The sequence below is a fragment of the Rahnella inusitata genome (assembly GCF_003263515.1).
GTDB classification, from domain to species: Bacteria; Pseudomonadota; Gammaproteobacteria; order Enterobacterales; family Enterobacteriaceae; genus Rahnella; species Rahnella inusitata.
In genome coordinates, this window is record NZ_JYDE01000008.1 from 20,724 (window position 1) to 44,769 (window position 24,046).

20 protein-coding genes, 1 tRNA gene and 1 pseudogene are annotated in these 24,046 nt (G+C 53.3%); 10 read left to right on the plus strand and 12 right to left on the minus strand.

All coding sequences use genetic code 11. The features are described from left to right. Window positions 1-267: 267 nt before the first annotated feature. The 5 genes from cspE to TU92_RS05365 form a co-directional block, all read right to left on the minus strand. Window positions 268-477 carry a transcription antiterminator/RNA stability regulator CspE gene (gene cspE, locus TU92_RS05345; RefSeq protein ID WP_013575246.1) on the minus strand — a complete coding sequence of 70 codons (210 nt, stop codon included), beginning with the start codon at window positions 475-477 and terminating at the stop codon, window positions 268-270. 298 nt (window positions 478-775) lie between these two features. Beyond that, a complete protein-coding gene (locus tag TU92_RS05350; protein ID WP_244207835.1) occupies window positions 776-1,564 on the minus strand; it encodes an ion transporter in 789 nt (262 codons plus the stop codon). A gap of 258 nt (window positions 1,565-1,822) precedes the next feature. Then, window positions 1,823-2,167 (minus strand): hypothetical protein, encoded by a 345-nt coding sequence (locus TU92_RS05355; protein ID WP_112165041.1) that lies wholly within the window; start codon window positions 2,165-2,167, stop codon window positions 1,823-1,825. A 166-nt stretch (window positions 2,168-2,333) separates the two neighbouring features. Then, complete coding sequence (locus TU92_RS05360; RefSeq protein WP_112165043.1) at window positions 2,334-3,392, minus strand: NAD(P)-dependent alcohol dehydrogenase; 1,059 nt, start codon at window positions 3,390-3,392, stop codon at window positions 2,334-2,336. A gap of 216 nt (window positions 3,393-3,608) precedes the next feature. Continuing rightward, complete coding sequence (locus TU92_RS05365; protein WP_112165045.1) at window positions 3,609-4,619, minus strand: AI-2E family transporter; 1,011 nt, start codon at window positions 4,617-4,619, stop codon at window positions 3,609-3,611. Window positions 4,620-4,806: 187 nt separating this feature from the next. Between TU92_RS05365 and TU92_RS05370 the strand changes: the two genes are divergently transcribed. The 4 genes from TU92_RS05370 (at window position 4,807) to TU92_RS05385 (ending at window position 8,480) form a co-directional block, all read left to right on the plus strand. Further along, the gene (locus tag TU92_RS05370; RefSeq protein ID WP_112165104.1) at window positions 4,807-5,466 is read left to right on the plus strand and encodes an epoxyqueuosine reductase QueH; all 660 of its coding nucleotides are present in this window, start codon (window positions 4,807-4,809) and stop codon (window positions 5,464-5,466) included. Between the two features lie 351 nt (window positions 5,467-5,817). Beyond that, entirely contained in the window at window positions 5,818-6,507 is a 690-nt protein-coding gene (locus TU92_RS05375) for a DUF969 domain-containing protein (RefSeq protein ID WP_112165047.1), read from the plus strand. Continuing rightward, window positions 6,507-7,454 (plus strand): DUF979 domain-containing protein, encoded by a 948-nt coding sequence (locus TU92_RS05380; protein ID WP_413534808.1) that lies wholly within the window; start codon window positions 6,507-6,509, stop codon window positions 7,452-7,454. The genes TU92_RS05375 and TU92_RS05380 overlap by 1 nt, the downstream gene beginning before the upstream one ends. Before the next feature lie 12 nt (window positions 7,455-7,466). Then, window positions 7,467-8,480, plus strand: coding sequence for a DUF2891 domain-containing protein (locus tag TU92_RS05385; protein WP_112165051.1), 1,014 nt, complete (start codon window positions 7,467-7,469; stop codon window positions 8,478-8,480). A gap of 25 nt (window positions 8,481-8,505) precedes the next feature. On the opposite strand, the gene lpxA is transcribed toward TU92_RS05385, so the two are convergent. Next, window positions 8,506-9,297, minus strand: a complete 792-nt coding sequence (gene lpxA / locus TU92_RS05390; protein WP_112165053.1) for an acyl-ACP--UDP-N-acetylglucosamine O-acyltransferase — start codon at window positions 9,295-9,297, stop codon at window positions 8,506-8,508. A gap of 384 nt (window positions 9,298-9,681) precedes the next feature. Here lpxA and TU92_RS05395 point away from each other — a divergent pair, with 384 nt between their 5' ends. Then, window positions 9,682-11,310 carry a phosphoethanolamine transferase gene (locus TU92_RS05395; protein WP_112165054.1) on the plus strand — a complete coding sequence of 543 codons (1,629 nt, stop codon included), beginning with the start codon at window positions 9,682-9,684 and terminating at the stop codon, window positions 11,308-11,310. A 24-nt stretch (window positions 11,311-11,334) separates the two neighbouring features. On the opposite strand, the gene TU92_RS05400 is transcribed toward TU92_RS05395, so the two are convergent. Beyond that, window positions 11,335-12,231, minus strand: coding sequence for a LysR family transcriptional regulator (locus TU92_RS05400; RefSeq protein WP_112165056.1), 897 nt, complete (start codon window positions 12,229-12,231; stop codon window positions 11,335-11,337). A gap of 160 nt (window positions 12,232-12,391) precedes the next feature. Between TU92_RS05400 and TU92_RS05405 the strand changes: the two genes are divergently transcribed. Beyond that, window positions 12,392-12,898: a phenolic acid decarboxylase gene (locus TU92_RS05405; RefSeq protein WP_112165059.1), complete on the plus strand. Its 507-nt coding sequence runs from the start codon at window positions 12,392-12,394 to the stop codon at window positions 12,896-12,898. A gap of 79 nt (window positions 12,899-12,977) precedes the next feature. On the opposite strand, the gene TU92_RS05410 is transcribed toward TU92_RS05405, so the two are convergent. Further along, window positions 12,978-13,991: an alpha/beta fold hydrolase gene (locus tag TU92_RS05410; RefSeq protein WP_112165061.1), complete on the minus strand. Its 1,014-nt coding sequence runs from the start codon at window positions 13,989-13,991 to the stop codon at window positions 12,978-12,980. A 224-nt stretch (window positions 13,992-14,215) separates the two neighbouring features. Between TU92_RS05410 and TU92_RS05415 the strand changes: the two genes are divergently transcribed. The 4 genes and pseudogenes from TU92_RS05415 to TU92_RS05430 all read left to right on the plus strand — a co-directional run. After that, window positions 14,216-15,745, plus strand: coding sequence for an EAL domain-containing protein (locus tag TU92_RS05415; RefSeq protein ID WP_136627577.1), 1,530 nt, complete (start codon window positions 14,216-14,218; stop codon window positions 15,743-15,745). Between the two features lie 177 nt (window positions 15,746-15,922). Further along, the gene (mtfA, locus tag TU92_RS05420) at window positions 15,923-16,699 is read left to right on the plus strand and encodes a DgsA anti-repressor MtfA (RefSeq protein ID WP_112165063.1); all 777 of its coding nucleotides are present in this window, start codon (window positions 15,923-15,925) and stop codon (window positions 16,697-16,699) included. Between the two features lie 143 nt (window positions 16,700-16,842). After that, window positions 16,843-16,918 (plus strand) — tRNA-Asn (locus TU92_RS05425). Window positions 16,919-17,128: 210 nt separating this feature from the next. Then, window positions 17,129-17,344, plus strand: a pseudogene (locus tag TU92_RS05430) (tyrosine-type recombinase/integrase); the annotation flags it as partial. Between the two features lie 283 nt (window positions 17,345-17,627). On the opposite strand, the gene TU92_RS05435 reads toward TU92_RS05430, so the two are convergent. The 4 genes from TU92_RS05435 to TU92_RS05450 all read right to left on the minus strand — a co-directional run bounded on the left by TU92_RS05435 (window position 17,628) and on the right by TU92_RS05450 (window position 23,989). After that, window positions 17,628-18,872: a multidrug effflux MFS transporter gene (locus TU92_RS05435; RefSeq protein ID WP_112165065.1), complete on the minus strand. Its 1,245-nt coding sequence runs from the start codon at window positions 18,870-18,872 to the stop codon at window positions 17,628-17,630. Window positions 18,873-19,079: 207 nt separating this feature from the next. After that, complete coding sequence (locus tag TU92_RS05440) at window positions 19,080-22,193, minus strand: efflux RND transporter permease subunit (protein WP_112165067.1); 3,114 nt, start codon at window positions 22,191-22,193, stop codon at window positions 19,080-19,082. Beyond that, entirely contained in the window at window positions 22,190-23,299 is a 1,110-nt protein-coding gene (locus TU92_RS05445) for an efflux RND transporter periplasmic adaptor subunit (RefSeq protein WP_112165070.1), read from the minus strand. Before TU92_RS05445 ends, TU92_RS05440 begins: the two co-directional genes overlap by 4 nt. A 75-nt stretch (window positions 23,300-23,374) precedes the next feature. Next, window positions 23,375-23,989: a TetR/AcrR family transcriptional regulator gene (locus tag TU92_RS05450; RefSeq protein ID WP_112165072.1), complete on the minus strand. Its 615-nt coding sequence runs from the start codon at window positions 23,987-23,989 to the stop codon at window positions 23,375-23,377. Window positions 23,990-24,046 lie beyond the last annotated feature (57 nt).

Sequence of the window (24,046 nt, forward strand, 5' to 3'; positions counted from 1 at the left end):
GAAAGCGGGTAAAAAACCCGAAGATAACGCAGGAAAACTCATTTTCAATTTCTTAACTATTTAGCGCCAGAATCCTGACGGTTATTTCTTTTATAATCTCAGCGTGCTCACCCCCGAGGGAGTACGTAATGAATGTCATAAGAAATATTTTTGCCCGCCACGTTGCGGGCATTTTTTTGCCCTTTCCACAAACGACAGACGTAAAAAAACCCGCATGAGCGGGTTTTTGTCATCTTGCTTTATCACTGAAACAGTGAGGAAGCAAAATTAGATAGCGGTAACGTTAGCCGCAGACGGACCTTTAGCACCGTTCTCGATAGTGAACTGTACGTTCTGGCCTTCAGCCAGGGTCTTGAAACCTTGATCCTGGATAGCGGAGAAGTGTACGAACACATCTTTGCTGCCGTCAGCAGGAGTGATGAAGCCAAAGCCTTTAGACTCGTTAAACCACTTAACCTGACCTTTCATCATTGACATAAGAATTACCTTTTAAAAATAAATTTCGCCACCATGGGCATGTTATAGCCGGATTTCAGTCGTTACTTATGGAGGCACTAAGAAGGAAATTCGTCAGAGCAGGGTTATCATGGATAACGCTTTAAATTGGAACAACTTTACTCAGGATGTCGTGCATAAATAGGTCTGTACCACAGGCCGAGACGTATTTACTCATGACTGCCATTTAATAGCAACTCTTTTTAACGCAATGTCGAGGGAAAGCCGAAAAATAGTCTTTTTATGAACCAGTCAGTACAATCATTGAGCAACTATAGGTCTATTTATCAACAGGTTGAGATCTATCTGAATCAAGAACTGCGCCGCAGTGCGCACAAAATTTTGCATCAGATTCATGCCCGGAGTGCAGACAATTCTGACAAGAACGGGCCGCCCGCCCCTTTTCCAACTCTTGTGACATATAAGCCGTCAAAATTCCGGTCGGTACGGCAATGATGGAATAGCCCAACAAAATGAGAATAGAAGCCAGCATTCTGCCCGTCGCCGTATGCGGAGTGATATCGCCGTAACCCACCGTGGTCAGCGTGACCACTGCCCAGTACACCGACGCGCCCAGCGATGTAAAGCCATCCTTGCCCTCTTCCACCGCAAACATCAGCCCGCCGAACAGGCAAAGAATGATCGCCACAAACCCGAAGAAGATGCTCAGCTTGCGCCGCGCACGCATCAGGCTGCGCCAAAGGATACCGGCATCATTCATATAGCGCAGGAGTTTCAGCACGCGCAGTACGCGCAGAACCCTCAGTAATCGCACCAGAACCACCAGATCGGTAGCACCGGCCAGTGACGGCATCATCCATAAGATGTACATCGGTAAAACAGTGCAGAGATCGATAATGCCGAAGAAGCTCACCGGATAATGCGTTTTACGGGGGGAACACAACACCCGTAACACGTACTCCACGCTAAACAGCGCGGTGAAGCCGAGCTCGAGCAAACCGAAGCGCCAGAGAATGTCCGGCGTATTGGGAAAGAGATCGCTCGCGCTGGATTCGAAAAACAATACCACGACGCTCAGTAACGAGGCGGCGATCCAGAATGTTTCCATCCGTCGGCCGCTGCGGGTGCGGTGTTCAAACAAAAGGGCAAAACATCGGCGGCGGGTTGCCGCGAAAAAGCGATAGTCCTGGGCCATAAGAAACGCCAGCAATGAATAATAGGCGAAGAATAAACGCTTTTCGCCCGTGCGCCTATCGCCCGACCTCACCCTTTCAACCAAAAAAAACGCCGGTCACTCAAGGTGATCGGCGTTTATTGGCAGAAAGTTGCAGAATTTATTTGTTCGCTGACGCGATGACGCGCGCGGTTAATCCATTAATTCAGAAACGGCGTTGCGCACATAAGCGGTGATTTGCGCAACGTCTTCGGCATTGGCACTTCCCCCGCCAATAGATCGCACGGTGTTTTCCAGATGACCGATGTCCTGCTCAACTTTCTTCGCAATCTGCACTTTTACGATGGTATCGACGGATGAGATAAAGGCGCGCATCACCGCCTTCAGCGCAAAAATCTCGCCAAAGGAGTCGTATGCCGGTTTCTCAGCCGCCCTCGAACTTGGCTCTGCAGCCCGCGGAGGCAGGCTTTTCAGGCTGTCCACATGTTCAATCATCAGATCCATATCTCTGATGAGTTCATCAAAACTCTTAGCCACTGGTTTTCCTTCGCCGTGCGAAAGGCAGCAGGATACCACTGCCGTTACAAGCCGAGAAGCCACAGAAAGAAGTTATGCTCAAATTTCGCCACAATGCGCCTGCCGGTGAGGATTGCTCCGCGAGCTGGCAGGCGCACTAGGTCGCTATTTAACCAAGATCAGGGGGTTAAGCGTTTTTCAGTGAAGCCATGTCAACAACAAAGCGGTATTTCACATCGCTTTTCAGCATACGTTCGTAAGCGCCGTTAATGTCCTGCATGTCGATCATTTCCACGTCACAGGTGATGCCATGCTCAGCGCAGAAATCCAGCATTTCCTGAGTCTCAGCGATACCGCCAATCAGGGAGCCGGCAACGGTTTTGCGGCCCATCACCAGTTTGCCACTGTGCAGCGCAGGTTCGATTGGCTCGATCAGACCGACCAGAATGTGGGTACCATCGCGTTTCAGGGTATCCAGATACGGGTTCAGGTCATGTGCGTTTGGCACGGTGTCGAGAATAAAGTCAAAGTGGCTTTTCACGGCCGCCATTTGCTCTTCATCGGTAGACAGCACTACGTGGTCAGCGCCAAGACGGTAAGCTTCCTGCTCTTTACCTTTCGAGCGGGTGAACAATGTCACGTCTGCACCCAGCGCTTTGGCAAATTTCAGACCCATATGGCCGAGACCGCCCAGACCGACAACGGCCACTTTATGGCCTTTGCCGACCTTCCAGTGTTTCAGCGGAGAGAAGGTCGTGATACCGGCACACAGCAGCGGTGCGGCGGATTTGATGTCCAGTTTTTCGGAAACGTGCAGAACGAATTTTTCTGCGACCACGATTTGTTCGGAATAACCGCCGTAGGTCATCATGTTGTCATGACGATCGTAGCTGTTATAGGTCATGGTTGCGCCTTCTTCGCAGTACTGTTCCAGGCTTTCCGCGCAGGACTCACAGTGCTGACAAGAATCGACCATACAACCGACACCGACAAACTCGCCCACTTTAAAGTTGCTGACTTTCGCACCGACCTGCTTCACGCGGCCAATAATTTCGTGTCCCGGCACCATCGGATAGATACTTTGGTGCCATTCGTTGCGCGCCTGGTGGATATCTGAGTGGCACACGCCGCAGTACAAAATGTCGATCACAACGTCGGTATCACGCGGGTCACGGCGAACAAAATTATGAGGCGCAAGAGGCGCATCCGCTGAAAGTGCAGCGAAACCACGAACGTTAAGAGTCATTTATTTCTCCTGAAGGGCTGACGGAATACTTGCGCACTGCAAAAGGCAGGCACCGCAGAAGTATGACGCGTTCAGGCGAAGAACAAATATAACGATCCTCGCCATTACTTGCCTGAATCTGTTTTTTTCAGGAGTTTTAAATCAGGACAATCCGATAGCCAGACGCTGGCGCCGCCGTCTGGCAGCGCCATTTTTTGAGAAGAGATGTAGAAAGGATTAGATCAAACCGGCGTCTTTCAGTTCGCTTTTCAGGTAAGCGTAATAGATAGGTGCCGCAACCACGCCCGGTATCCCAAACGCCGCCTCGAACACCACCATTGCCAGCAACACTTCCCAGGATTTTGCCTTAATGCGGCTGCCCACGATGCGGGCATTGAGGAAGTATTCCACTTTATGAATGATTATCAGATAACCCAGCACCAGCGCACCCACCCACAGCGACAGCGAAAGCCCGACGATGAAAATCAGCGTATTGGAAATCAGATTACCCACCACCGGCAGCAGACCACAGACAAAGGTCAGCGCGACCAGCGTTTTCGCCAGCGGCAGATGGATGCCAAACAGTGGCAGAATGCCAAACAGGAATACGCCCGACAACACGGTATTGATAAGCGAAATCTGGAACTGTGCGAACACCACATTACGGAACGCAGCGCTCAGTAAGTTCACCCGATCCAACAGCTCTTTTTTCAGCGGCGCATGATGTTCGCCCTTTGTGTGGCGCTGAAGTGAAATAATCGCGCCCAGAATCATACCGATCAGCATGGTGACAAATACGTGTGCGGCATTTTTTCCAAACGTCTGAATCATCACGATGTGCTCACGCAGCCATTGCAGGAAGGTGCGCTGTAACTCTTCGATGTTAGCCGGTAAATAATGCAGTAATACCGGCGATAACCGGCTCTGCGCATCGGTCAGCAGCCGCGACACCATGGCGTTAAACGCCACTGGGTTTTTCATGTCTTCCATCAGGAAATCCGCGATGCCTGCAACAAAGATGATCAAGCAGCTGACCACCACGGTACTGATAAACGCCACCACAACCCAGCGCGCCCGTTCGCCGCTGATGATTTTCTGAAAGTGTGGCGTCAGGGCATTCACCAGCTCGTACACCACAAAACCGGCGATAAAACACGCCAGTAAATGAAGAGGAAGAATCAACAACAGCCCGCCCATCACAATCAACAAACTGAGCCAGCGAATGTGATTCGATCTCATAATTTGCATTGCCTGCATCCTTAAACCAACGTGTCCCGGGCCTCGCCCTCAATGTGGCAGTTATCATAGCACCTAACCTTGCAGCGCAACGGCGTGCGTTCGGAAACGCTTAAGAAAATTTTGACACAACGGCGAGGTCTTCTATCATCCTGGGTAATGTATTGAATAAAGAAAATCTGAAAACCGGGTGAATATGATGTCTGAATTACTTCGTGAAAAACTGTCCCTGCCAAAAGGGCATGACCGGCTGTTACTGCATTCCTGCTGTGCGCCCTGTTCGGGAGAGGTGATGGAAGCTATTCAGGCATCCGGGATCGAATACACGATATTCTTCTACAATCCGAATATTCATCCGCAAAAAGAATATGTGCTGCGCAAAGAAGAAAATATGCGGTTTGCCGAACAACATGGCATTCCGTTTATTGATGCAGATTACGACACTGATAATTGGTTTGAACGCGCGCGGGGAATGGAAAATGAACCTGAGCGTGGTATCCGCTGCACCATGTGTTTTGATATGCGTTTCGAGCGTACCGCGCTTTATGCGTGGGAACAGGGTTTCAGTGCTATTTCCAGTTCTCTGGGTATTTCGCGCTGGAAAGATATGCAGCAGATTAACGGCTGTGGCGAACGTGCCGCTGCGCACTATCCTGGCATGGTGTACTGGGATTACAACTGGCGTAAAAAAGGCGGCGCAGCACGGATGGTGGAGATAAGTAAGCGTGAACGCTTTTACCAGCAGGAATACTGCGGCTGCGTCTATTCTCTGCGTGACAGCAATTTGCATCGTAAATCGCAAGGACGGGATCTGATCAAACTCGGCGTGAAATATTACGGCGATGAAGATGACGAATAATCTTACTGCGCATACCCTTCCTCCTGCTCATTTTTAATTAACCCGCGCTGTGTCGGGTTAATTATTCTGATAACACCGCATTTCTCCCGTCAATTTCGCTGCCTGATAATTCACAGCCAGCTGACTATTTTGTCCAATAACAAAACGGGCCGTGTGCAGAATAATTTCCTATGGTTCCCCTGCCTTTGCATCTTGCGTTCGTGCAAAACGCTTGTTACTCTCCGCCTCTCGGTTTTATTTATGCGAAATCGCTATAAGAAATAACCCACCGTTATTTCCGGTGTATTTCGCATTGAACCGCACTTAAAACAAAAAACACAACATCGTATTCATTCGTTCAGGGGTAGTCATATGTGGGTGTTAATTGGTATTCCAATCGTCGTGCTGGGATTTGCACTGCGGTTTAATCCGTTGCTGGTGGTGACCGTGGCCGGGATTTCGACCGGACTGGCCGGAGGTATGCAGACCATTGAAATCATCAGTGCATTCGGCAAAGCATTTACCGAAAACCGCTACATGGGGCTTATCTGGCTGACATTACCGGTTATTGCATTACTCGAGCGCAACGGCCTGAGAGAACAGGCGAAACACCTGATCTCCAAAATTCACGTTGCGACGACAGGCCGAATTCTGATGCTCTATTTCTTCCTGCGCCAGATGACCGCCGCGCTGGGGCTGAACTCGCTGGGCGGTCATGCGCAGATGGTTCGTCCGCTGATCGCCCCGATGGCCGAAGCTGCCGCGACCACTAAGTACGGTGATTTGCCCAATGACGTGCGCCAGAAGATCCGCGCCCACTCGGCCGCAGCGGACAACGTGGCGGTATTCTTTGGCGAAGACATCTTTATCGCCGTGCAGTCTATCCTGCTTATCAAAGGTTTCCTCGCGCAGTACGGTATCGACGTCGAGCCGCTGCACCTGTCGGTATGGGCGATCCCAACCGCAATCGCGGCGCTGATTATTCACTTTATCCGTTTATGGCTGCTTGACCGCTCGCTGGCTAAACGTTTTGACAGCCAACACGGGAGCGCGGCGAAATGATCAACCTTCAGTCAGTGTATATCCTCGCAGGCCTGATGTTCTGCGCCTATGCCTTCTTCAACCTCCGCGATAAAAGCAATTCCCGCCGTTATGTGAACGCGCTGTTCTGGGGCGTTTACGGCGTGACCTTCCTGTTTGGCGGCGAGTTACCGCACTTTGTGACCGGCTGTCTGGCGATCCTGCTGGCAGTGATTGCCGGTACCGGCAAACTGGGTAAAGGCAAAACCGACAGCGAACAGCCGGAAATGATTGAAAAACGCGAAGCGGGCGCCCGACGTTTTCGCAACAAGCTGTTTATCCCCGCCCTGCTGATCCCGGTTGTGACGCTGATTGGCACGCTGACCCTGAAATACACGCCTTTCGTAGAAGCCAAAAACGTTACGCTGATTTCTCTGGTGATCGGCACGCTGGTGGCCTTTTTTGCCGCACTGATTATGCTGCGCGATTCGCCTGTGAAAGCCATTAAAGCCGGTGGACAGACGATGGACACTGTCGGCTGGGCGGCAATCCTGCCACAAATGCTTGCCGCGCTGGGTGCGCTGTTTGCGATGGCTGGCGTCGGCGGCGTGGTGGCAGATTTGGTTAAAAACATTATCCCTCTTGGCTCCCCGCTGGCGATTGTGGTGGCGTACACCTTCGGTATGGCGCTCTTTACCATGATCATGGGTAACGGGTTTGCCGCGTTCCCGGTGATGACTGCCGGTATCGGCCTGCCGCTTATCGTTAATCAACTGGGCGGTAACCCGGCAATCATGGGCGCTATCGGTATGTTGTGCGGTTTCTGCGGCACGCTGATGACGCCGATGGCGGCAAACTTCAATATCGTCCCCGCCGCTCTGCTCGAATTGCAGGATAAAAACGGCGTGATCAAGGCGCAGTGGAAAACCGGCGTGCTGCTGTTGCTGGTGAATACGGCGTTCATGTACTTCTTTGTGTTCCGCTTCTGATAAGGAAAGACGATGACGACAACGCAACTGATGCCAGAGATGGCGTCACGTTTTGCCTCGCTGGCGCTGAATCATTTAACGCGTGAGTTTCCAAATAAACTTATGCACGCCATGAGCAGCGCCGCCGACGCTCAAACGCCGCGACAGCTGCATCCGATTTTCTACGGCAGCTATGACTGGCACTCCTGCGTACACGGCTACTGGCTGTTGCTGCGCTTGCTGAATAAATTCCCGGACCTGCCGCAAGCAGAGAAGATTATTGCGATGGTTGGTGAACATTTCACCGCAGAGAACGTTGCAGGTGAAATGGCTTATCTGCAACAGCCGCAACACGCAGGCTTCGAGCGGCCTTACGGCTGGGCATGGTTTTTAGCACTGACGCAGCAACTCCATGAAATGGCGCTACCGCAGGCCGCTGTTTGGGCAAGAAATCTCGCGCCGATGACCCGCTTCTTCGAAGAAAGCTTTACCGCTTTTCTGCCAAAGGCGACCTATCCGCTGCGCGTCGGCAGCCACTTCAACACCGCGTTTGCACTGGCGCTGACGCTTGATTACGCCCGCTGCGTGAAGCATGAGTCTTTGAGTGAGCTGATTAAAGAAACGGCGCTGCGCTGGCATCTTGATGACAAAAATTGTCAGGCGTGGGAACCGGGCGGTGATGAGTTTTTATCACCCTCGCTGATGGAAGCGGAGCTGATGCGTCGCGTGCTGCCGGGGGAAGAGTTTGTGACGTGGTTCGGGCATTTCCTGCCGGATCTGGCACAGAGCCAGCCCGCGACGTTGTTCACGCCTGCCACCGTCACTGACCGCAGCGATGGCAAAATTGGTCATCTGGACGGGCTGAACCTCAGCCGCGCCTGGTGCCAGCGATCGCTGGCCTCGGCGTTACCCGCCGGTGACCCGCGAGCCACATGCCTGCGCAATGCGGCGCATGCGCACCTGCACAGCGCGCTGGAACATCTCGACAGCGATTACATGGGCGAACACTGGCTGGCGACCTTCGCTCTGCTGGCGCTGGAAGCCTGACGTTTCGGTGCGTGCGTATTTCGAATCAACCGCGAATAATGCCCCGCGTCGAGCGGGTAAAGAAATCATTGAACTGGCGCAGCATTGGATATTCCACGCTGAGCCGTTCAATCTCCAGTTTCACCACGTCTACCGGCTCCTGCTGGTGATAAAGCAAATCATACAAATGGTGGATCACCCGCTGTTCGTCGGCAGTTGCCCTGGCAAAGGCTTGCGCACGTTCATTAATCCCCAGCGGAACCGCGCGGTTACCGTTCGCCAGCACATAAGGTGGAACGTCCTGCACTACGCAGGTGTTGTCCAGCAGGCGTGAACCGGTACCGACGATGCAAAACTGATGCACCGCGCACAGTGCGCCGAGCTGAGAATAATCTCCCAGCGTGACGTGACCGGCCAGCCCGCTGTGATCGCCCATGGTGGTGTGATCCCCCACCTGACAGTCATGCCCGATGTGCACCCCTGCCTGAAAGATATTCTGATTGCCAATCCGCGTGACGCTGCCGCCCTGCGCCGTGCCACGGTGCAACGTTGAGTGACGGCCAATTTCATTTCCGTCTCCGATTTCGAGGCGAGCCGGTTCACCGTCGTACTTCAAATCCTGACTGATTTCGCCGACTGACGAGCCCATGCCAATTCGGTTCTCACGACCGAGAGTGGTATTGCCATTAATGACGACGTGCGAGGCAATGACAGTGCCTTCTCCGATCCGCACGCCCGCAGAGATAAAGCAGAAAGGCCCGACAACAACGTGCGGGCCGATAATGACACCGGGTTCAATGATACTGCTGGCCGCAATTGTGGCCGAAGATGAAATCAACGCAAAATCCTTCTGACAACCGCTCTGCGTGCAAAAGCCGAACGCCGTAAACGTCAGTAGTAAATTAAACCGAATCTGGATTAATCAGCGGGAAGATCAGAATGAGTCGGGAGGTGCACTCAGAAAGCTATAAACAGGCGGATTACTTTTCACGCAACTCTCCTGCTATGCCGCCCAGCATAAGGGTTCAGGGGCGTAAACCCAGCCAACTATATTTTATTTATTTTCTGAACCTTTCTTAAAAATGAGAGCTGTGAATCATTTGTGACACTTCTATTAAGGCTTTCTTAAGCTAGCAATATTATGATTCACGACAATTCATTTACAGGCGTTATGGTTTCACGCCGGTAACGCCAGCAACCTTCAGTTTTTTGGGAGTTCTCATTGCGCTATTTATGTCCGAAGATCAGCTACTTTAGGCTGACTTTGTTGCTCAGTTTGTATTTCACCTTTGTCGTCAACCTGCCAATTTTGCTCCATTTTTATCGCATTTTGCATGCGCTGCCTGCCTATAACCTGGCGTTTGCGCTGACCATTCCGGTGGTACTTTTCTTCGCCCTGAACTTTGTGTTCACCCCATTCAGTTTCCGTCCGTTGCTTAAACCCTTCTTCATCATTATTTTGCCGGTCAGCGCGATCGCCAGCTTCGCGATGATGACCTATCAGGTGGTGTTCGATCGCGGGATGATCGAAAACATTTTGGAGACGCAATCAGCGGAAGCGACGTCCTATCTCAATTTGGAGGTGGTGCTGTGGTTTATCTTCACCGGCTTATTACCGGCTGTCCTACTGTTCCTCACACCGGTCAGTTACGAAAAAACACCTCTGCGCCGTCTGGGCGTGCGGCTGGTCTCAATGATCGTGTCACTGGCGATCGTTGCTTCCCTCGCCGGGGTGTTCTACAAAGATTACGCTTCAGTCGGGCGCAACAACCGCACCCTGAATCTGGAAATCGTGCCGACCAACTATCTCTACAGCGCGTTCCAGTATATGAATCATCGCTATTTCACCAAAAAGATGCCGTTCCAGAGCATCGGTAACGATGCAAAACTGGTGCAGAAATCCGGTGAGAAACCGAATCTGGTATTCCTGGTGATCGGCGAAACCGCCCGCGCACAGAACCAGTCATCAAACGGTTACGCTAAACCGACCAACGAATACACTCAGGCTACGCCGGACGTGGTGTTCTTCAACCACATGACTTCCTGTGGCACTGCAACGGCGATTTCGGTGCCCTGCATGTTCTCCAACATGAAACGCACCAATTATGACGCCAACCGTGCGCGCAACAGCGAAGGCCTGCTGGATATTTTGCATAAAGCCGGGGTGTCGGTGTTCTGGAAAGACAATGACGAAGGTTGCAAAGGCGTCTGCGACCGCGTGCCGAACGTCATCATCGACACCAAAAAAGACGGTAAATATTGCGATGGCGATACCTGCTACGACATGGCGTTGCTGCAAAATATCGACGATGACATTAAGTCCGACGGTAAAAATACGCTGATCGGCCTGCATTTAATCGGCAGCCACGGCCCGACCTATTCAAAACGCTATCCGCCGGAGTTCCGTCAGTTCACCCCGGACTGCCCGCGCAGTGACATCGAAAACTGCACGCAGGAACAGCTGGTGAATACCTACGATAATACCCTGCGCTACACCGATTACGTGGTATCGCAGGTGATTGAAAAGGCGAAGCAGTATCAGGATAAGTACAATGTGGCGGTGATTTATCTTTCCGACCACGGTGAATCGCTGGGCGAAAACGGTCTGTATCTGCACGGTACGCCGTACAGCGTCGCTCCGGCGCAGCAGACGCACGTGCCGATGCTGTTCTGGCTGTCCGACGGTTATGCAAAGGCGCAGGGGATCGATATGTCTTGCCTGAAAGCGAATGCGGCGAAGAATGATGTGTCGCAGGATAACCTGTTTCACACCGTACTGAGCGCGATGAACGTGCAAACCAGCGAGCGCGACCCGCAGCTGGATATCCTCGCTGCCTGTAAAAAGCCGTAAAATGAACGGTGGCTGCCCTGAAATTCAGGGCAGCACTTCACACTCCGCCAGAATGCACTGTGAAAGTGCGCCGATCGTTTGATCAAAGTTTTGCGATTCTTTATCCGTCACCATATACAGCGCTGTTTGCCGCACGGTTCTCGCCGCCAGCATCAGGCGACTGAGCACGCCGCTTTCCAGCACTTTTTCGATACTTCCCAGCGGCAGCCAGCCGTACCCGACACCGACCGAAATGGCCTCCATCGCCGCGGCCACCGTGGTGAATGTCCAGTTCGCCGCCTGCCCGGTGGCGCGATTCTCCGTGCGCTGCGAACGCCGGTCAGCCACCGAAATTAACGGGAAGCGCGCCAGATCTTCGGCTGAAAGTGGCGCGGGCAGCTGAAACAGCGGGTGATCGCTTTTCGCCACCGGTACGAAATCCACGTCCAGGAGAAAACGCCCGTGAATGGCATTTTCAGGAGCCAACGTAGTGATGTACAAATCCGCTGACCGTTCATTTAATTGCTCAATGCTTTCGCCGCGCAGGATTTCCGTCAGGTGCACCTGCGTGTCAGGAAACTGCTGCTGAAATGCTTTTAACGCGCGGAATAAGCGGTCTTTCGGGAACACGCTGTCGACCACCAGACTCAGCTCAGTGCGCACGCCACCCCGCAGCCCGGCGGCACGATGTTCCAGTTGCAAAAATGCAGAGATCAGCGGCGACGCCTGCGCCAGCAACGCGCGCCCTTGCTCGGTCAGCAAAGCTTTGCGCCCGGTGATTTCCAGCAGCGGCAAGCCGAGGCGCTCCTGCAATCCGCTTAACGCATAGCTTACCGATGACTGACTCCGGTTCAGCGCAGTCGCCGCCTGTGCAAAACTCCCCTGCTCAATTACCGTTTGCAGCACAACCCATTGTTCCAGCGTGGTTCTTGGCAGCGCCATACTCTTATCCTTTTCTAAAAGCCGTTCACTCAACGCATAATACATCTATTTATCCGATTATTTTTATCGGATATCAGCGTTTTTTTATCAACTTTTTGCGGCGTATTATTCTCCCATCGAAACGAAATGTTTCATCCCGAACACATTGAGGAGAATGACCATGAGCAACTTTGATAAACATGACCTGAGCGGTTTCGTTGGCAAACATGTGGTGTATACCTACGACAATGGCTGGAACTATGAAATCTATGTGAAAAACGGCGAAACTCTGGATTACCGCATTCATAGCGGCCTGGTGGGTAACCGTTGGGTGAAAGATCAGAAAGCCTACATCGTCCGCGTGGCATCTGATGTGTATAAAATTTCGTGGACCGAGCCGACCGGCACCGACGTCAGCCTGATTGTGAATCTGGGCGATAACGTTTTCCACGGCACCATCTTCTTCCCGCGCTGGGTGATCAACAATCCGGAAAAAACCGTTTGCTTCCAGAACGACCATATTCCGCTGATGAATGCTTATCGCGACGCAGGCCCGGCGTATCCGACTGAAGTGATCGACGAATTCGCCACCATCACTTTCGTCCGTGACTGCGGTGCAGATAACGATACCGTGATCGCCTGCGCAGCCAGCGAGTTACCGGCTAATTTCCCGGATAATCTGCGTTAATCACTGATAACGACAAAATGCAGATGAAAAAAAACCGCAGCCCTCAGAAGCTGCGGTTTTTTTCATGGTGTGGCAAACCTCATTTCGCCAGGTTTTTCAGCAATGCGGCATTAAATTTCTCCGGTTCTTCCATCTGCGGCGCATGGCCAAGTCCTTTAAATTCAATCAACTTCGCATGCGGGATCAGCTTCGCTGCCTGTTTGCCCAGCACATTATAATGGCCGATTTTAGCTTTCACGGCCGCCGGTGCAATATCGCTGCCGATCGCCGTGGTATCAGCCGTGCCGATCATCAGCGTGGTCGGCACCCTGAGGTTTTTGAATTCGTAAACGACCGGCTGGGTGAAGATCATGTCGTATATCAGTGCCGAGTTCCACGCCACCAGTTTATGCCCCGGCCCGTTGTTCAGACCTGCCAGCATATCCACCCAGCGGTCATATTCCGGTTTCCACTTGTTCACGTAGTAGGTTTTCAGCTCGTACTGTTTGATACTTTCTGCCGAGGTTTTCAGCTCGCGGTCATACCACTGATCGACGGTACGGTACGGCACACCCTTGGCTTTCCAGTCTTCCAGCCCTATCGGATTCACCATCACCAGCTTCGACACCTCCGCCGGGAACATCAGGCTGTAGCGCGTCGCTAACATCCCGCCGGTCGAATGGCCGACAAGCACCGCTTTGGTGATCTTCAGGCTTTTGAGCAGTTCATGAGTGTTGATAGCCAGCTGCTGGAAACTGTACTGATAATGGCTGGGTTTAGTCGATGAGCAAAAACCGACCTGATCGGGAGCAATCACACGATAGCCTTTCCCGGCCAGCGCCGAAATGGTGTCGCCCCAGGTGGCGGCACAGAAATTTTTACCGTGCATCAGCACCACCGTCTGGCCGTTCTTGCGGCCCACCGGCGAAACATCCAGATATCCCATCTGCAACGGCGCACCCTGGGAGGTAAAGGAGAACTGTTTTAGCGGAAACGGATAATCAAAACCCTGCAACTGCGGCCCGTAGGACGGCGCATCGGCGGCCAGCGCAGAGCCGGTCGCGCAAAGGGATAAAGCAGCGGCACACAAAAGCAGTTTAAGGCGGGGAAGCATGGGGTCGTCCTGGTGTTGTTGTCTGACAGGCGTAAAGGCTTATGCTACAAACTTTAGGCGACCCTGCAAACTGAAACCGCACAAAGTGATTTTTCGGTTTGGGCTTCAGGCACATAACGAAAAAAATTCCCGCTTCATCCCGTCACCTTTCCAGCAGACTCCACCCGTTATGCGTTATATTAAAGAGAGTCAGCCTTCACAAATTCTTACTGGTGGATACTTCTTTGGCTCTCTCCGTACCCTGGCAATACCGCCCGCGATTCAGACTTTGTCTGTCGATACTGGCTTTTCTGGTGGTCGCCGCGCTGGGCACGTTGGCCATTTCATGGCAGACCTCACAGGGCCTGCGCAAAGACACTGCCGCCAGCCTGGCGCAATCCGTGCGTCTGGTGGATATGACGCTCAGCAATGCCACTGTCGCTGCGGATGCCGTTCACGATCTCGTCGGAACGCCCTGCACCGAAGACACGATTCAGGCCTTACGCTGGCAGGTCGCCAGAGTGCCGAACGTGCGCACCGTTAATCTGTATCGTGGCGATACCATTTACTGTACCTCCCTGTTTGGCCATAACATTGATTACGTTTCAACGGGCGACTACGCAGGCGGGCAACTGCTGCTGATGAGCGGCAACGCGGTCACGCCGGATCATCCGCTGATCGCTTATCGTCGCGACGTTGATGGCAACGGCGTTCTGATTGGCGTCGATGGCTATTTCCTGCATAACATCCTCAACCTGCTCAGCACCCATACCTATCTGGTGCTGAAAATCGGCGATCAGTGGATGGATAATCAGGGCAAAATTCATCGTGAAGAAGGCTGGCCGGCAGGCGAGCGAATGATGCTGGCGTCGAAACAATATCCGTATGAGATGCGGCTGGTGATCCGCAAAAGCGATCACTGGCGCTATATCTTCGATTACGCCACCGCCAGTCTGGTGCTTTTCCCGCTGGTCGGGCTGTTTGTCGCCTTTATGATCTACCAGCTGCTTGGCCGGTTTGCGACGCCAGTAACGGCGCTGAGAGCGGCAATGGAGAAGAAGCAGTTTATTCCGTACCTGCAACCGGTGGTGGATGGCACCCACCATCAGATTACCGGTTGCGAAGTGCTGATGCGTTGGCAGCATCCGCAGTCAGGATTGATCCCGCCCTATCAGTTTATCCCCCTGGCTGAAGAAAGCGGCCTGATTGTGCCGATGACCCGCGCCATGATGGAACAGGTACGTGAACAGTTTGGCCCGCTGGCCGCTGAGTTGCCGAAAGGTTTCCATTTTGGCTTCAACATCTGCGCCAGCCATTTTAAAGATCTGACGCTGGTGGACGATTGCAAAGCCTTCATCGATGCCTTCAAAGCCAATCCGATTAAACTGGTGCTCGAGCTCACCGAGCGCGAGCTTATCGAGCAAACGGAGACCACCCAGAGTCTGTTCAACGGGCTGCGCCGGATGGGCGTCCTGATTGCGCTGGATGACTTCGGCACCGGCCACTCCAGCCTGACGTATTTGCAAAAATTCCACATTGATATCTTAAAAATTGACCAAAGTTTCATTGGCCGCATCGGCACCGACGCGCTGGCCGGGCACATTGTCGACAACGTGATCGATCTGGCAAAGCGCCTGCAAATGGTCATTGTCGCCGAGGGCGTCGAGACACAGGCGCAGGTCGATTACCTGACGCCTTACCAGATCGAATTCCTGCAAGGATACTTTTTCGGCAAGCCGGTAGCGGCGAATGATTTTGTCGAAAAGTGGTTATAGGAATAACGTGAGCTATGTCTTATTAGATGACTGCACATTTTGCTTAAAATCAGCGGATGTGTAACATCCACTCAGAATTCGTGCAGCACGACGCTAACTTATTGAAGTTACTTGTTTTGGAGTAACATTTTAGCCTCATGTACTGACAGTTTACGTAATCACTTTGCGAGCAAAATGATGATTAAGTGGCCGTGGAAAGCAAATGAGCTGAAAATCGAGAAATCAGATGCGTGGAATGACGCGCTGAATATCCCGCTGTTGTCCTCGCTTAACGCAGAAGAGCAGCAACGCCTGATCCAAATCGCCAGCCAGCTGCTGCAACAAAAAAGGCTGGTGCCGTTGCAGGGCGTCGTGCTGACCGAACAGATGCAGGCGCGCATCGCACTGCTGTTCGCCCTGCCGGTAATGGAACTGGGCGCGGCGTGGCTTGATGGCTTTCATGAAATCCTGCTCTATCCTTCCCCTTTTGTGGTTGATACGCCTTGGCAGGACGAGAACGGGCTTATCCACGCCGGAATGCAAATCCACGCCGGACAGAGCTGGGATCAGGGCCCTATCGTGCTGAACTGGCAGGATATCGAAGATTCGTTTGATAACTCCGGCTTTAATCTCATCATTCACGAAGCTGCGCACAAGCTGGATATGCGTAACGGCGGCGAAGTCACCGGTATTCCGCCGATCCCGCTGCGGGAAGTGGTTGCCTGGGAGCATGACCTGCAGGCCGCGATGCAGAACCTGCAAGATGAGATCGACACCGTCGGTGAGGAAGCCGCCAGCATGGACGCCTACGCCGCAACCGATGCCGCCGAGTGTTTTGCGGTGCTTTCCGAATATTTCTTTAGTGCGCCAGAATTACTGTCCGACAGGTTTCCGCTGGTATATGGCCATTTCACCCGTTTTTATCAGCAAGACCCGCTGGCACGGCAACGTCGTGGACAGCGCTGTGATTGTTAATCCGGCCTGAGAAGACATTTTTTCAGGCTCAAAATGGTGATTTTCAGCCGTATTGATTAGATGCTGAGCAGTCAGAGTATTTTATCGAATTTAGCGTTGACACCCAGGCGCCCTCTGGATATTATGCGCCCCGTTCACACGATTCCTCTGTAGTTCAGTCGGTAGAACGGCGGACTGTTAATCCGTATGTCACTGGTTCGAGTCCAGTCAGAGGAGCCATATTAAAGAAGCCCGCTTAAGGAAACTTAAGCGGGCTTCTTGCTTTTCATAATCTGAACGAACCTTTGAATAATGTAAATTCAACACGGTAGCGTGAACAATCTTTCCGACGCATTTTATTTCCCCCTCCCCCCGCCTTGGGCAAGATTTGGAGTCTGATTTTGGGTCATTTCAGTTCGATTATGGAGTGAACTCACAATGTCTCTGAACGACACTAAAAGCCACATCTGTGGACACGGATTCAGAGCAATGCCTTGTAGTGCCCTGATGGAGTCTGGACTGTAGTCACAGGATGTCGTTGAAAAGCAAATGAGCCATCATGAACGCAATAGCGTTCGAGCAGCCTACATCCATAAGGCAGAATATCTCGAAGCCCGTAAAGCAATGATGCAGTGGTGGGCAGACTATCTGGATAAGTGCCGTTAGGAATTCTCACCATCTTATATTTGGGAACGCAGGGAATAGACTGGATAAACAAAACCTGTAACGAATTCATTATTAAGACATAGGGCCAGATTAACGAGTCTTATGCCAACGTCGAAGATTTCTCGACGATATCCACTATGGTTTAACGACCCGGACCATGCACAATGAAAGGCCTTGTCAACAAAACCTCGGTGACCCTTACGTTGGAGCATCCTGCGCAGATGCTGTCACGTTCAAACCAATGCTGACTGTTCACTCTTGAACCCACACACATTTGAATGCATTATTTTTGCGATAACGAAGCCATTGATTTTCCTCGCAACAGGAACAGTAACAGCGCGATCATACAGGCCGTTGTCTGTATGCCACCCAACGTTGTCACTGCGGAGAAAGTCAATACTGAACCCAACCAGGTTGTTATTGCCGCCGCCCCCATCGTCAAAAATCCGAGCAAAGCGGATGCCAGCCCGGCCTGTTTCCCGAAGGGACCCATCGTAATTGCTGTTCCTAATGGATTAGCCAGCCCCATCCCCCAGAGGTACATCACCATCGACAGGGAATACCAGCCTAATCCCGGAGACTCAGACCCAATCAACAACATGCCACCACCGAGTAACGCTGTAAGGATACCTGCCGAGGTAATGATTTGCGCGCCATAGCGGCGCGCCAGTGGTGGAGCCGCCATACCCGCGCCGAAGACCACAAACACGGTGGCAGCAAAGTAAAAACCGACTTGTAATGATGATAACCCTATTCCCTTTATCAGGATTGCGGGTGCGGCACCGAAGGAGGCAAATAAACCGCTCATCAACAGGCTCACCGACAGTGCCGGAAGAATAAATTTCCCATTCACTGCCAGCCTAAAATACGCAAAAATCACGCCCGGAATTGAAACTGGAGCACGCCTTTCAGTTGGATGCGTTTCTCCCAATGTAGCGGTGTAAAAAATGCCTACAGCAAAGGCCGCAAGGCCAACGAGGATGAAGATCGCGCGCCAGCCCAAACTGGTGGTCAGCACGCTGCCCACCAGCGGTGAAAAACCGGGGGCGGCCGCTGTGGCGATCATGGTCAGAGACAGTGCACGTGCCAGTGTTTCACCATCGAACAAATCACGTGCAATGGCTCGGGCCAGCACTGCAGCGGCACAGACACCTAACGCCTGGATGACGCGTCCGATAATAAGCGTTTCAAGTGAGCCAGCAAGCCCCCCCACGACAGTCCCTACGATGAATATTGACAACCCCACCAATATCAGTTTTTTGCGGCCATAGCGGTCTGCCAGAGGACCAACCACTAATTGAGCCAGCGCGAAAGTAATAAAAAAACTGGAGAGCGTAAGACCCAGTTCACGTGCTGATACCCCTAACTGCTCGGCGATATCCGGAAATGCGGGGAGAATGATATTTGTGGATAAGGTGCTGATAGCCGAGAGCCCCGCCAGCAAAACGATAATCTTCCCTGTTAGTCGCGGATTTTGAGAGATCTGGTCACCTGCCTCAATGCCCCCCGAATAGCTTTGCGTCTTCATAGTCAAATCTCAACAAAAATTACTGACAAAAAAGCATCTTTCTTAACCGTTAGAGCAAGAGCACTCCGACAGGAAGATGTTCTGCAACTGCGCTTTTGACCTGTATACGTCATCCTCAGGTTCCTTAATTTCTCAGTCGATAGAGGAAAACCACAGACCATTACCTAATGACAGTGATCTGTGGGGAGACGATGCGACAAAAGCGATTCATTGATTCGCGGCGGAAACAGGTCTGGCCGGTGTCGAAGGTCTATTCTGCGGCTGATGGTCAGGACGTATCCTGAACCAGATGGCGTACATTGCCGGCAGGAACACCAGCGTGATAATGGTGCCACCAAAGGTCCCGCCAATCAGGGTATAGGCCAGCGTTCCCCAGAACACCGAGTGCGTCAGCGGAATAAACGCCAGAATGGCGGCCATCGCCGTCAGCAACACTGGCCGGGCTCGCTGCACCGTGGCTTCCACCACCGCATGGAATGGCGCCAGCCCCTCCTGTTCGTTGTGATGGATCTGCCCTATCAGGATCAGGGTGTTACGCATCAGGATCCCCGACAGCGCAATCAGCCCTACCAGCGCATTGATGCCAAACGGCTGGTTAAAGAGCAGCAGCGTGGGCACCACCCCAATAAGCCCCAGCGGCGCGGTGAGGAAGACCATCACCATCGCTGACATCGACCGCACCTGCAGGATAATAATCAACAGCGTCATGGCGATCATGATCGGGAACAGCGGTGCCATCGCCTGGGTGGCTTTTCCGGATTCTTCAATAGAACCCGCCTGCTCGATGCGGTATCCGGCTGGCAGCGTATCGATGACCGGCTGCAAGGCTTTGATGATTGCCGTGGAGACATCCGGCGGCTGCAGGTTTTCGGCAATGTCCCCCCGCACGGTAATGGTCGGCGTACGATCGCGACGGCGCAAAACAGGATCTTCCATTTGCACCTCAACCTCACCTATCTGAGATAACGGAATGCGCTGGCCGGAAGCTCCTACTAAGGTAAAGCCCGCTATTTTTGCCGGGTCGAGCCGGATATCTCCCGCCGCGCGCCCCATCACCTGCACCGAACGGATATCTTCACGCACAGAGGTGATCGGAACCCCTGAAAGCAGGAACTGAAGCTGCTGCGCGACCGCATTCGATGTCAGCCCCACCGCCTGAAGACGGTCCTGATTGAGGGTAAAATGCAGCGCCGGTACCCGCGGCCCCCAGTCGGTGTTGACGGTCCTCATCATCGGGCTGGCCTGCATCACCTTTTCGACCTTGTCTGCAATTTCGCGCAGTGTGGCGGGATCCGGCCCCATCACCCGGTAGGCCACCGGATAAGGAGAATACGGACCGAACACCAGTTGAGTCACGCGCACGCGCGCCTCAGGTGCCAGGCCGCTGGCCGCCGCTTCGCGTAGCCTGAACTTGAGCGCCTCGCGGGCCTCCTGACTGTCCGTCAGCACGACAATTTTCGCAAACGACGGGTCAGGCAGCTCAGGCGCCATGGCCAGATAAAAACGCGGCGAGCCCTGCCCGATGTAGGACGTGACGATTTTTGCCTCTTTCTGCTTTCTCAGCCAGGCTTCGATTTTCGCCGTGGCGGCGCTGGTCTGCTCAATCGCGGTGCCATAAGGCATCTGCACTTCAACCAGTACCTCCGGGCGGTCGGAGGTAGGGAAAAACTGTTTTTTCACCAGTCCCATGCCGAGTATTGCGACCGTAAAGAGCGCAATAACGGTACTGGCGACAATCCATTTGCGCGCGATGACGCGGGTCAGTAACCGGCGAAAGCGGTTGTAATGACGGGTGTTGTAAATCGCCGCATGCCCGCCCTCCACCGTTTTGATTTTCGGCAGCATTTTCACGCCCAGATACGGCGTAAACACCACAGCCACGATCCAGGAAGCAATCAGGGCAATACCGACGATCCAGAACATGTTGCTGGTGTACTCACCGGCAGTGGACTGGGCAAAACCGTTTGGCATGAATCCGACGGCGGTGACTAACGTGCCTGCCAGCATCGGAGCCGCCGTGTGACTCCAGGCATAGGCCGAGGCTTTGATGCGGTCGTAGCCCTCTTCCATCTTCACCACCATCATCTCGATGGCGATGATCGCATCATCGACCAGCAACCCGAGCGCCAGGATCAGCGAGCCCAGAGTAATACGGTCAAAGTTTTTGCCGGAAGCCTCCATCACCACAAAGACAATCGCCAGCGTCAGCGGCACCGCCGCGGCAACCACTACGCCTACACGCCAGCCCATACTGACGAAGCACACCACCATGACCACCAGCAGCGCGACGAAGAATTTGATCATGAACTCGTCGACGGCGGAACTGATGTTGACTGACTGATCAGTGACCTTAGTCAGCGTCATGCCCAGCGGCATGCCCTCATTGATTTTGGCCGTTTCCGCATCCAGCGCTTTACCTAAATCCAGACCGTTCCAGCCGTCGCGCATAATGATGCCCAGCAGCAATGCCGGTTCACCCTGATTGCGGATCATGAAGGTCGCAGGATCTTCGTAGCCCCGTTCAACGGTTGCCACGTCAGAAAGTTGCAGGGTTCTGCCCTGAACGATAACGGGCGTTTTGCGGATTTTATCCAGTTTGTCGAAGGCGCCATCCAGGCGGATAAAGACCTGCGGCCCTTGGGTGTCGATCGAACCGGCGGGTGTCAGGACATTCTGGCTGTTGAGGGCGGAGAAAATATCCTGAGGCGAAATACCCAGCGTGGCCAGCCGGTCATGCGAGAACGAGACAAAGATACGTTCGGCCTGTTCGCCAATGATATTGACCTTCTTGACCCCCGGCACATGCAGAATTTGCTGGCGCAACGATTCCGCATCGCGCACCAGCAGTCGCTGTGGCTCGCCTTTGGCCTTCAGCGCAAAGAGCGCAAAGGTCACGTCGGAGAATTCATCATTGACCATCGGCCCGATGACGCCTGCTGGCAGGTTTTTGGTCTCATCTCCCAGCTTCTTACGTGCCTGATAAAACTCTTCCTGCACCTGTGAAGGCGGCGTGCTGTCCTTCAGCGAAAGCATGGTAAAAGCCAGTCCGGGACGCGTGTAGGTCTCACTGCGGTCATACCACTTGAGCTCCTGCATACGCTTTTCCAGCGGTTCAGCCACCTGATCCTGCATTTCCTGCGCGGTGGCACCCGGCCAGGCAGAAATGATGGTCATCTGCTTGACGGTAAAAGGGGGATCTTCAGCCCGTCCAAGTTCGAAAAATGAAAGAATACCGGCCACGGTAATCAGAATAATCAGGAACAGTGTGATTGAGCGCTCACGCACGGCGAGCGCTGAAAGATTGAATCGCCCCCCGCTCATGGCTGGCTCCCGGCGACGCGGGTGTCGCTTTGTTCGGCCATGCGTACTGCCTCACCGTCATGCAGCAGATGCGCCCCGAGAGCGACCACCTGTTCACCCGGCTTTAAGCTCCCGGTCACCCTCGCCGCATCGTCACCCAATCCCTGCACCTGCACGGGCCGCCATGACACTTTGGCGGGCTTACCCGAAATACTCCAGACACCCGGCCCTTTACCAGGATCATAGATGGCCGCTAAAGGCACCTGCATCACCTGACCCGGTAATTCATCGTCTGCAATATGCAGCGTGACGGTGGATCCCAGCGGGGCATTCGCCAGTGCTCCCTCAAGCACATATCTCGCCTCGAAGGTGCGGGTTAGCGGATCCGCCGCATCGGAAAGGAGCCGCAGCTTCGCAGGGACAGCCTGTTTACCGCTACCGTACAACGTTGCTTCGGCCTCACTTCCGGCCACCGGGCGTAACGTCTCAGGCAACTGCACGATGGCCTCGCGTTGCCCTGCTCTGGCAAGCCGCACCACCGGCTGCCCGGCACTGACAACCTGACCGGGTTCTGCCAGCGTATCCATCACCACGCCGTCGGCGTCAGCCAGCAGCACGGCGTAGCCCGTGGCGTTTTCTGCCAAATTGGCCTGTGCCTGAGCCGCACTGAGTTCCGCTTTGGCCGTATCAGCGGCGGCCTTTATCTGATCGTAGGCCGATGTCGACACTGCGCCTGTAGCGACCAGACCGCGATAACGCACTTCGTCACCAGTGGTTTGTTTTGCACGGGCCCTTGCCGCCGCGACGGCCTGTTGCTGAGCCTGTGCCTGCAGACTCAGGTCAACCGGATCCAGACGCATCAATGGCTGACCGCGTTTAACGGTCTGGCCGGTATCGACCAGGCGTTCAAGGATTTTGCCCTGCACTCTGAAACCGAGATCGCTTTGAATCCGGGCGACAACAACGCCGGTAAATGCGCGGGAGGCATCGGCAGCACTCTCCACGGTCGCAGACCTGACAAGAGGAGGCTGAGTACGGGGATCGTCGGTGCCGGAAGAGTCACCGCAGGCCACAAGGGCAATCGGCAACAGGCAAACAGCAAAGGTGGCAGGATTAAGCCTGAGCATGGGTTCCCTTAATTGAATTAGCAGGACAGTAACCGCATTCTCAGACTAGTGACTAATAATGTCAATAGTCACCACTCAGGGGGACAGACTTCTCAGTATCAGTGAGGAGAGAAGTGCCGCCGCCGCCGGTGCCGTTTCCAGATTGTATTGCAACTGTACCGGACTGATGTAAGGCCGCATGACCAGATATATCGCGTGCGCAGCCTCATCCAGCGGCGTTTTTCGTTCAAACTCTCCCGCCTGCCGCCCTTCAACAATGATTTGCTCAATCAGTTTTCTCAGACGCTCTTCATGAGCCTCAGCCGACGGCCACTTGTCTCGCGCCGCCACCGCTGCAATGTCATAAAGTTTGCGATCGTGAAAAAACAAATCACTGCCAGCTTCAGTCAGTGCCCTGAATAAACGCCGCAATTTTTCCGAGGCCGAGGGGGCATCTGAAATCGCTGAATTGACAATCGCCATGATCATCGCCAGCCGGTTAGTGCAGATCACCTCACCGATCGCCTGCTTGGAATCGAAAAATTTATAGATATAAGATTTTGAAAATCCTATTGATTTAGCCAGTTCTGACACGGTGGTTTTTTCATAACCAAAATGCCCGAAATGCTCTGTGGCAGCGTCAACGACCTGATCACGGACACTGTGATCCGATGGCCCCCTTGGGGGACTTACATTTATGTGTTTAGTCATTTTTCCAGCTTAGCTCAACGAGCCCTGATTAACAACGAGTGACCATTTGGTAATGCA

Coding starts and splice junctions, on each gene's coding strand:
- cspE (WP_013575246.1), bottom strand. CDS start 477: ATGTCAATGATGAAAGGTCAGGTTAAGTGGTTTAACGAGTCTAAAGGC.
- TU92_RS05350 (WP_244207835.1), bottom strand. CDS start 1,564: ATGGAAACATTCTGGATCGCCGCCTCGTTACTGAGCGTCGTGGTATTG.
- TU92_RS05360 (WP_112165043.1), bottom strand. CDS start 3,392: ATGACTCTTAACGTTCGTGGTTTCGCTGCACTTTCAGCGGATGCGCCT.
- TU92_RS05365 (WP_112165045.1), bottom strand. CDS start 4,619: ATGCAAATTATGAGATCGAATCACATTCGCTGGCTCAGTTTGTTGATT.
- TU92_RS05370 (WP_112165104.1), top strand. CDS start 4,807: ATGTCTGAATTACTTCGTGAAAAACTGTCCCTGCCAAAAGGGCATGAC.
- TU92_RS05375 (WP_112165047.1), top strand. CDS start 5,818: ATGTGGGTGTTAATTGGTATTCCAATCGTCGTGCTGGGATTTGCACTG.
- TU92_RS05385 (WP_112165051.1), top strand. CDS start 7,467: ATGACGACAACGCAACTGATGCCAGAGATGGCGTCACGTTTTGCCTCG.
- TU92_RS05400 (WP_112165056.1), bottom strand. CDS start 12,231: ATGGCGCTGCCAAGAACCACGCTGGAACAATGGGTTGTGCTGCAAACG.
- TU92_RS05405 (WP_112165059.1), top strand. CDS start 12,392: ATGAGCAACTTTGATAAACATGACCTGAGCGGTTTCGTTGGCAAACAT.
- TU92_RS05410 (WP_112165061.1), bottom strand. CDS start 13,991: ATGCTTCCCCGCCTTAAACTGCTTTTGTGTGCCGCTGCTTTATCCCTT.
- mtfA (WP_112165063.1), top strand. CDS start 15,923: ATGATTAAGTGGCCGTGGAAAGCAAATGAGCTGAAAATCGAGAAATCA.
- TU92_RS05435 (WP_112165065.1), bottom strand. CDS start 18,872: ATGAAGACGCAAAGCTATTCGGGGGGCATTGAGGCAGGTGACCAGATC.
- TU92_RS05440 (WP_112165067.1), bottom strand. CDS start 22,193: ATGAGCGGGGGGCGATTCAATCTTTCAGCGCTCGCCGTGCGTGAGCGC.
- TU92_RS05445 (WP_112165070.1), bottom strand. CDS start 23,299: ATGCTCAGGCTTAATCCTGCCACCTTTGCTGTTTGCCTGTTGCCGATT.
- TU92_RS05450 (WP_112165072.1), bottom strand. CDS start 23,989: ATGACTAAACACATAAATGTAAGTCCCCCAAGGGGGCCATCGGATCAC.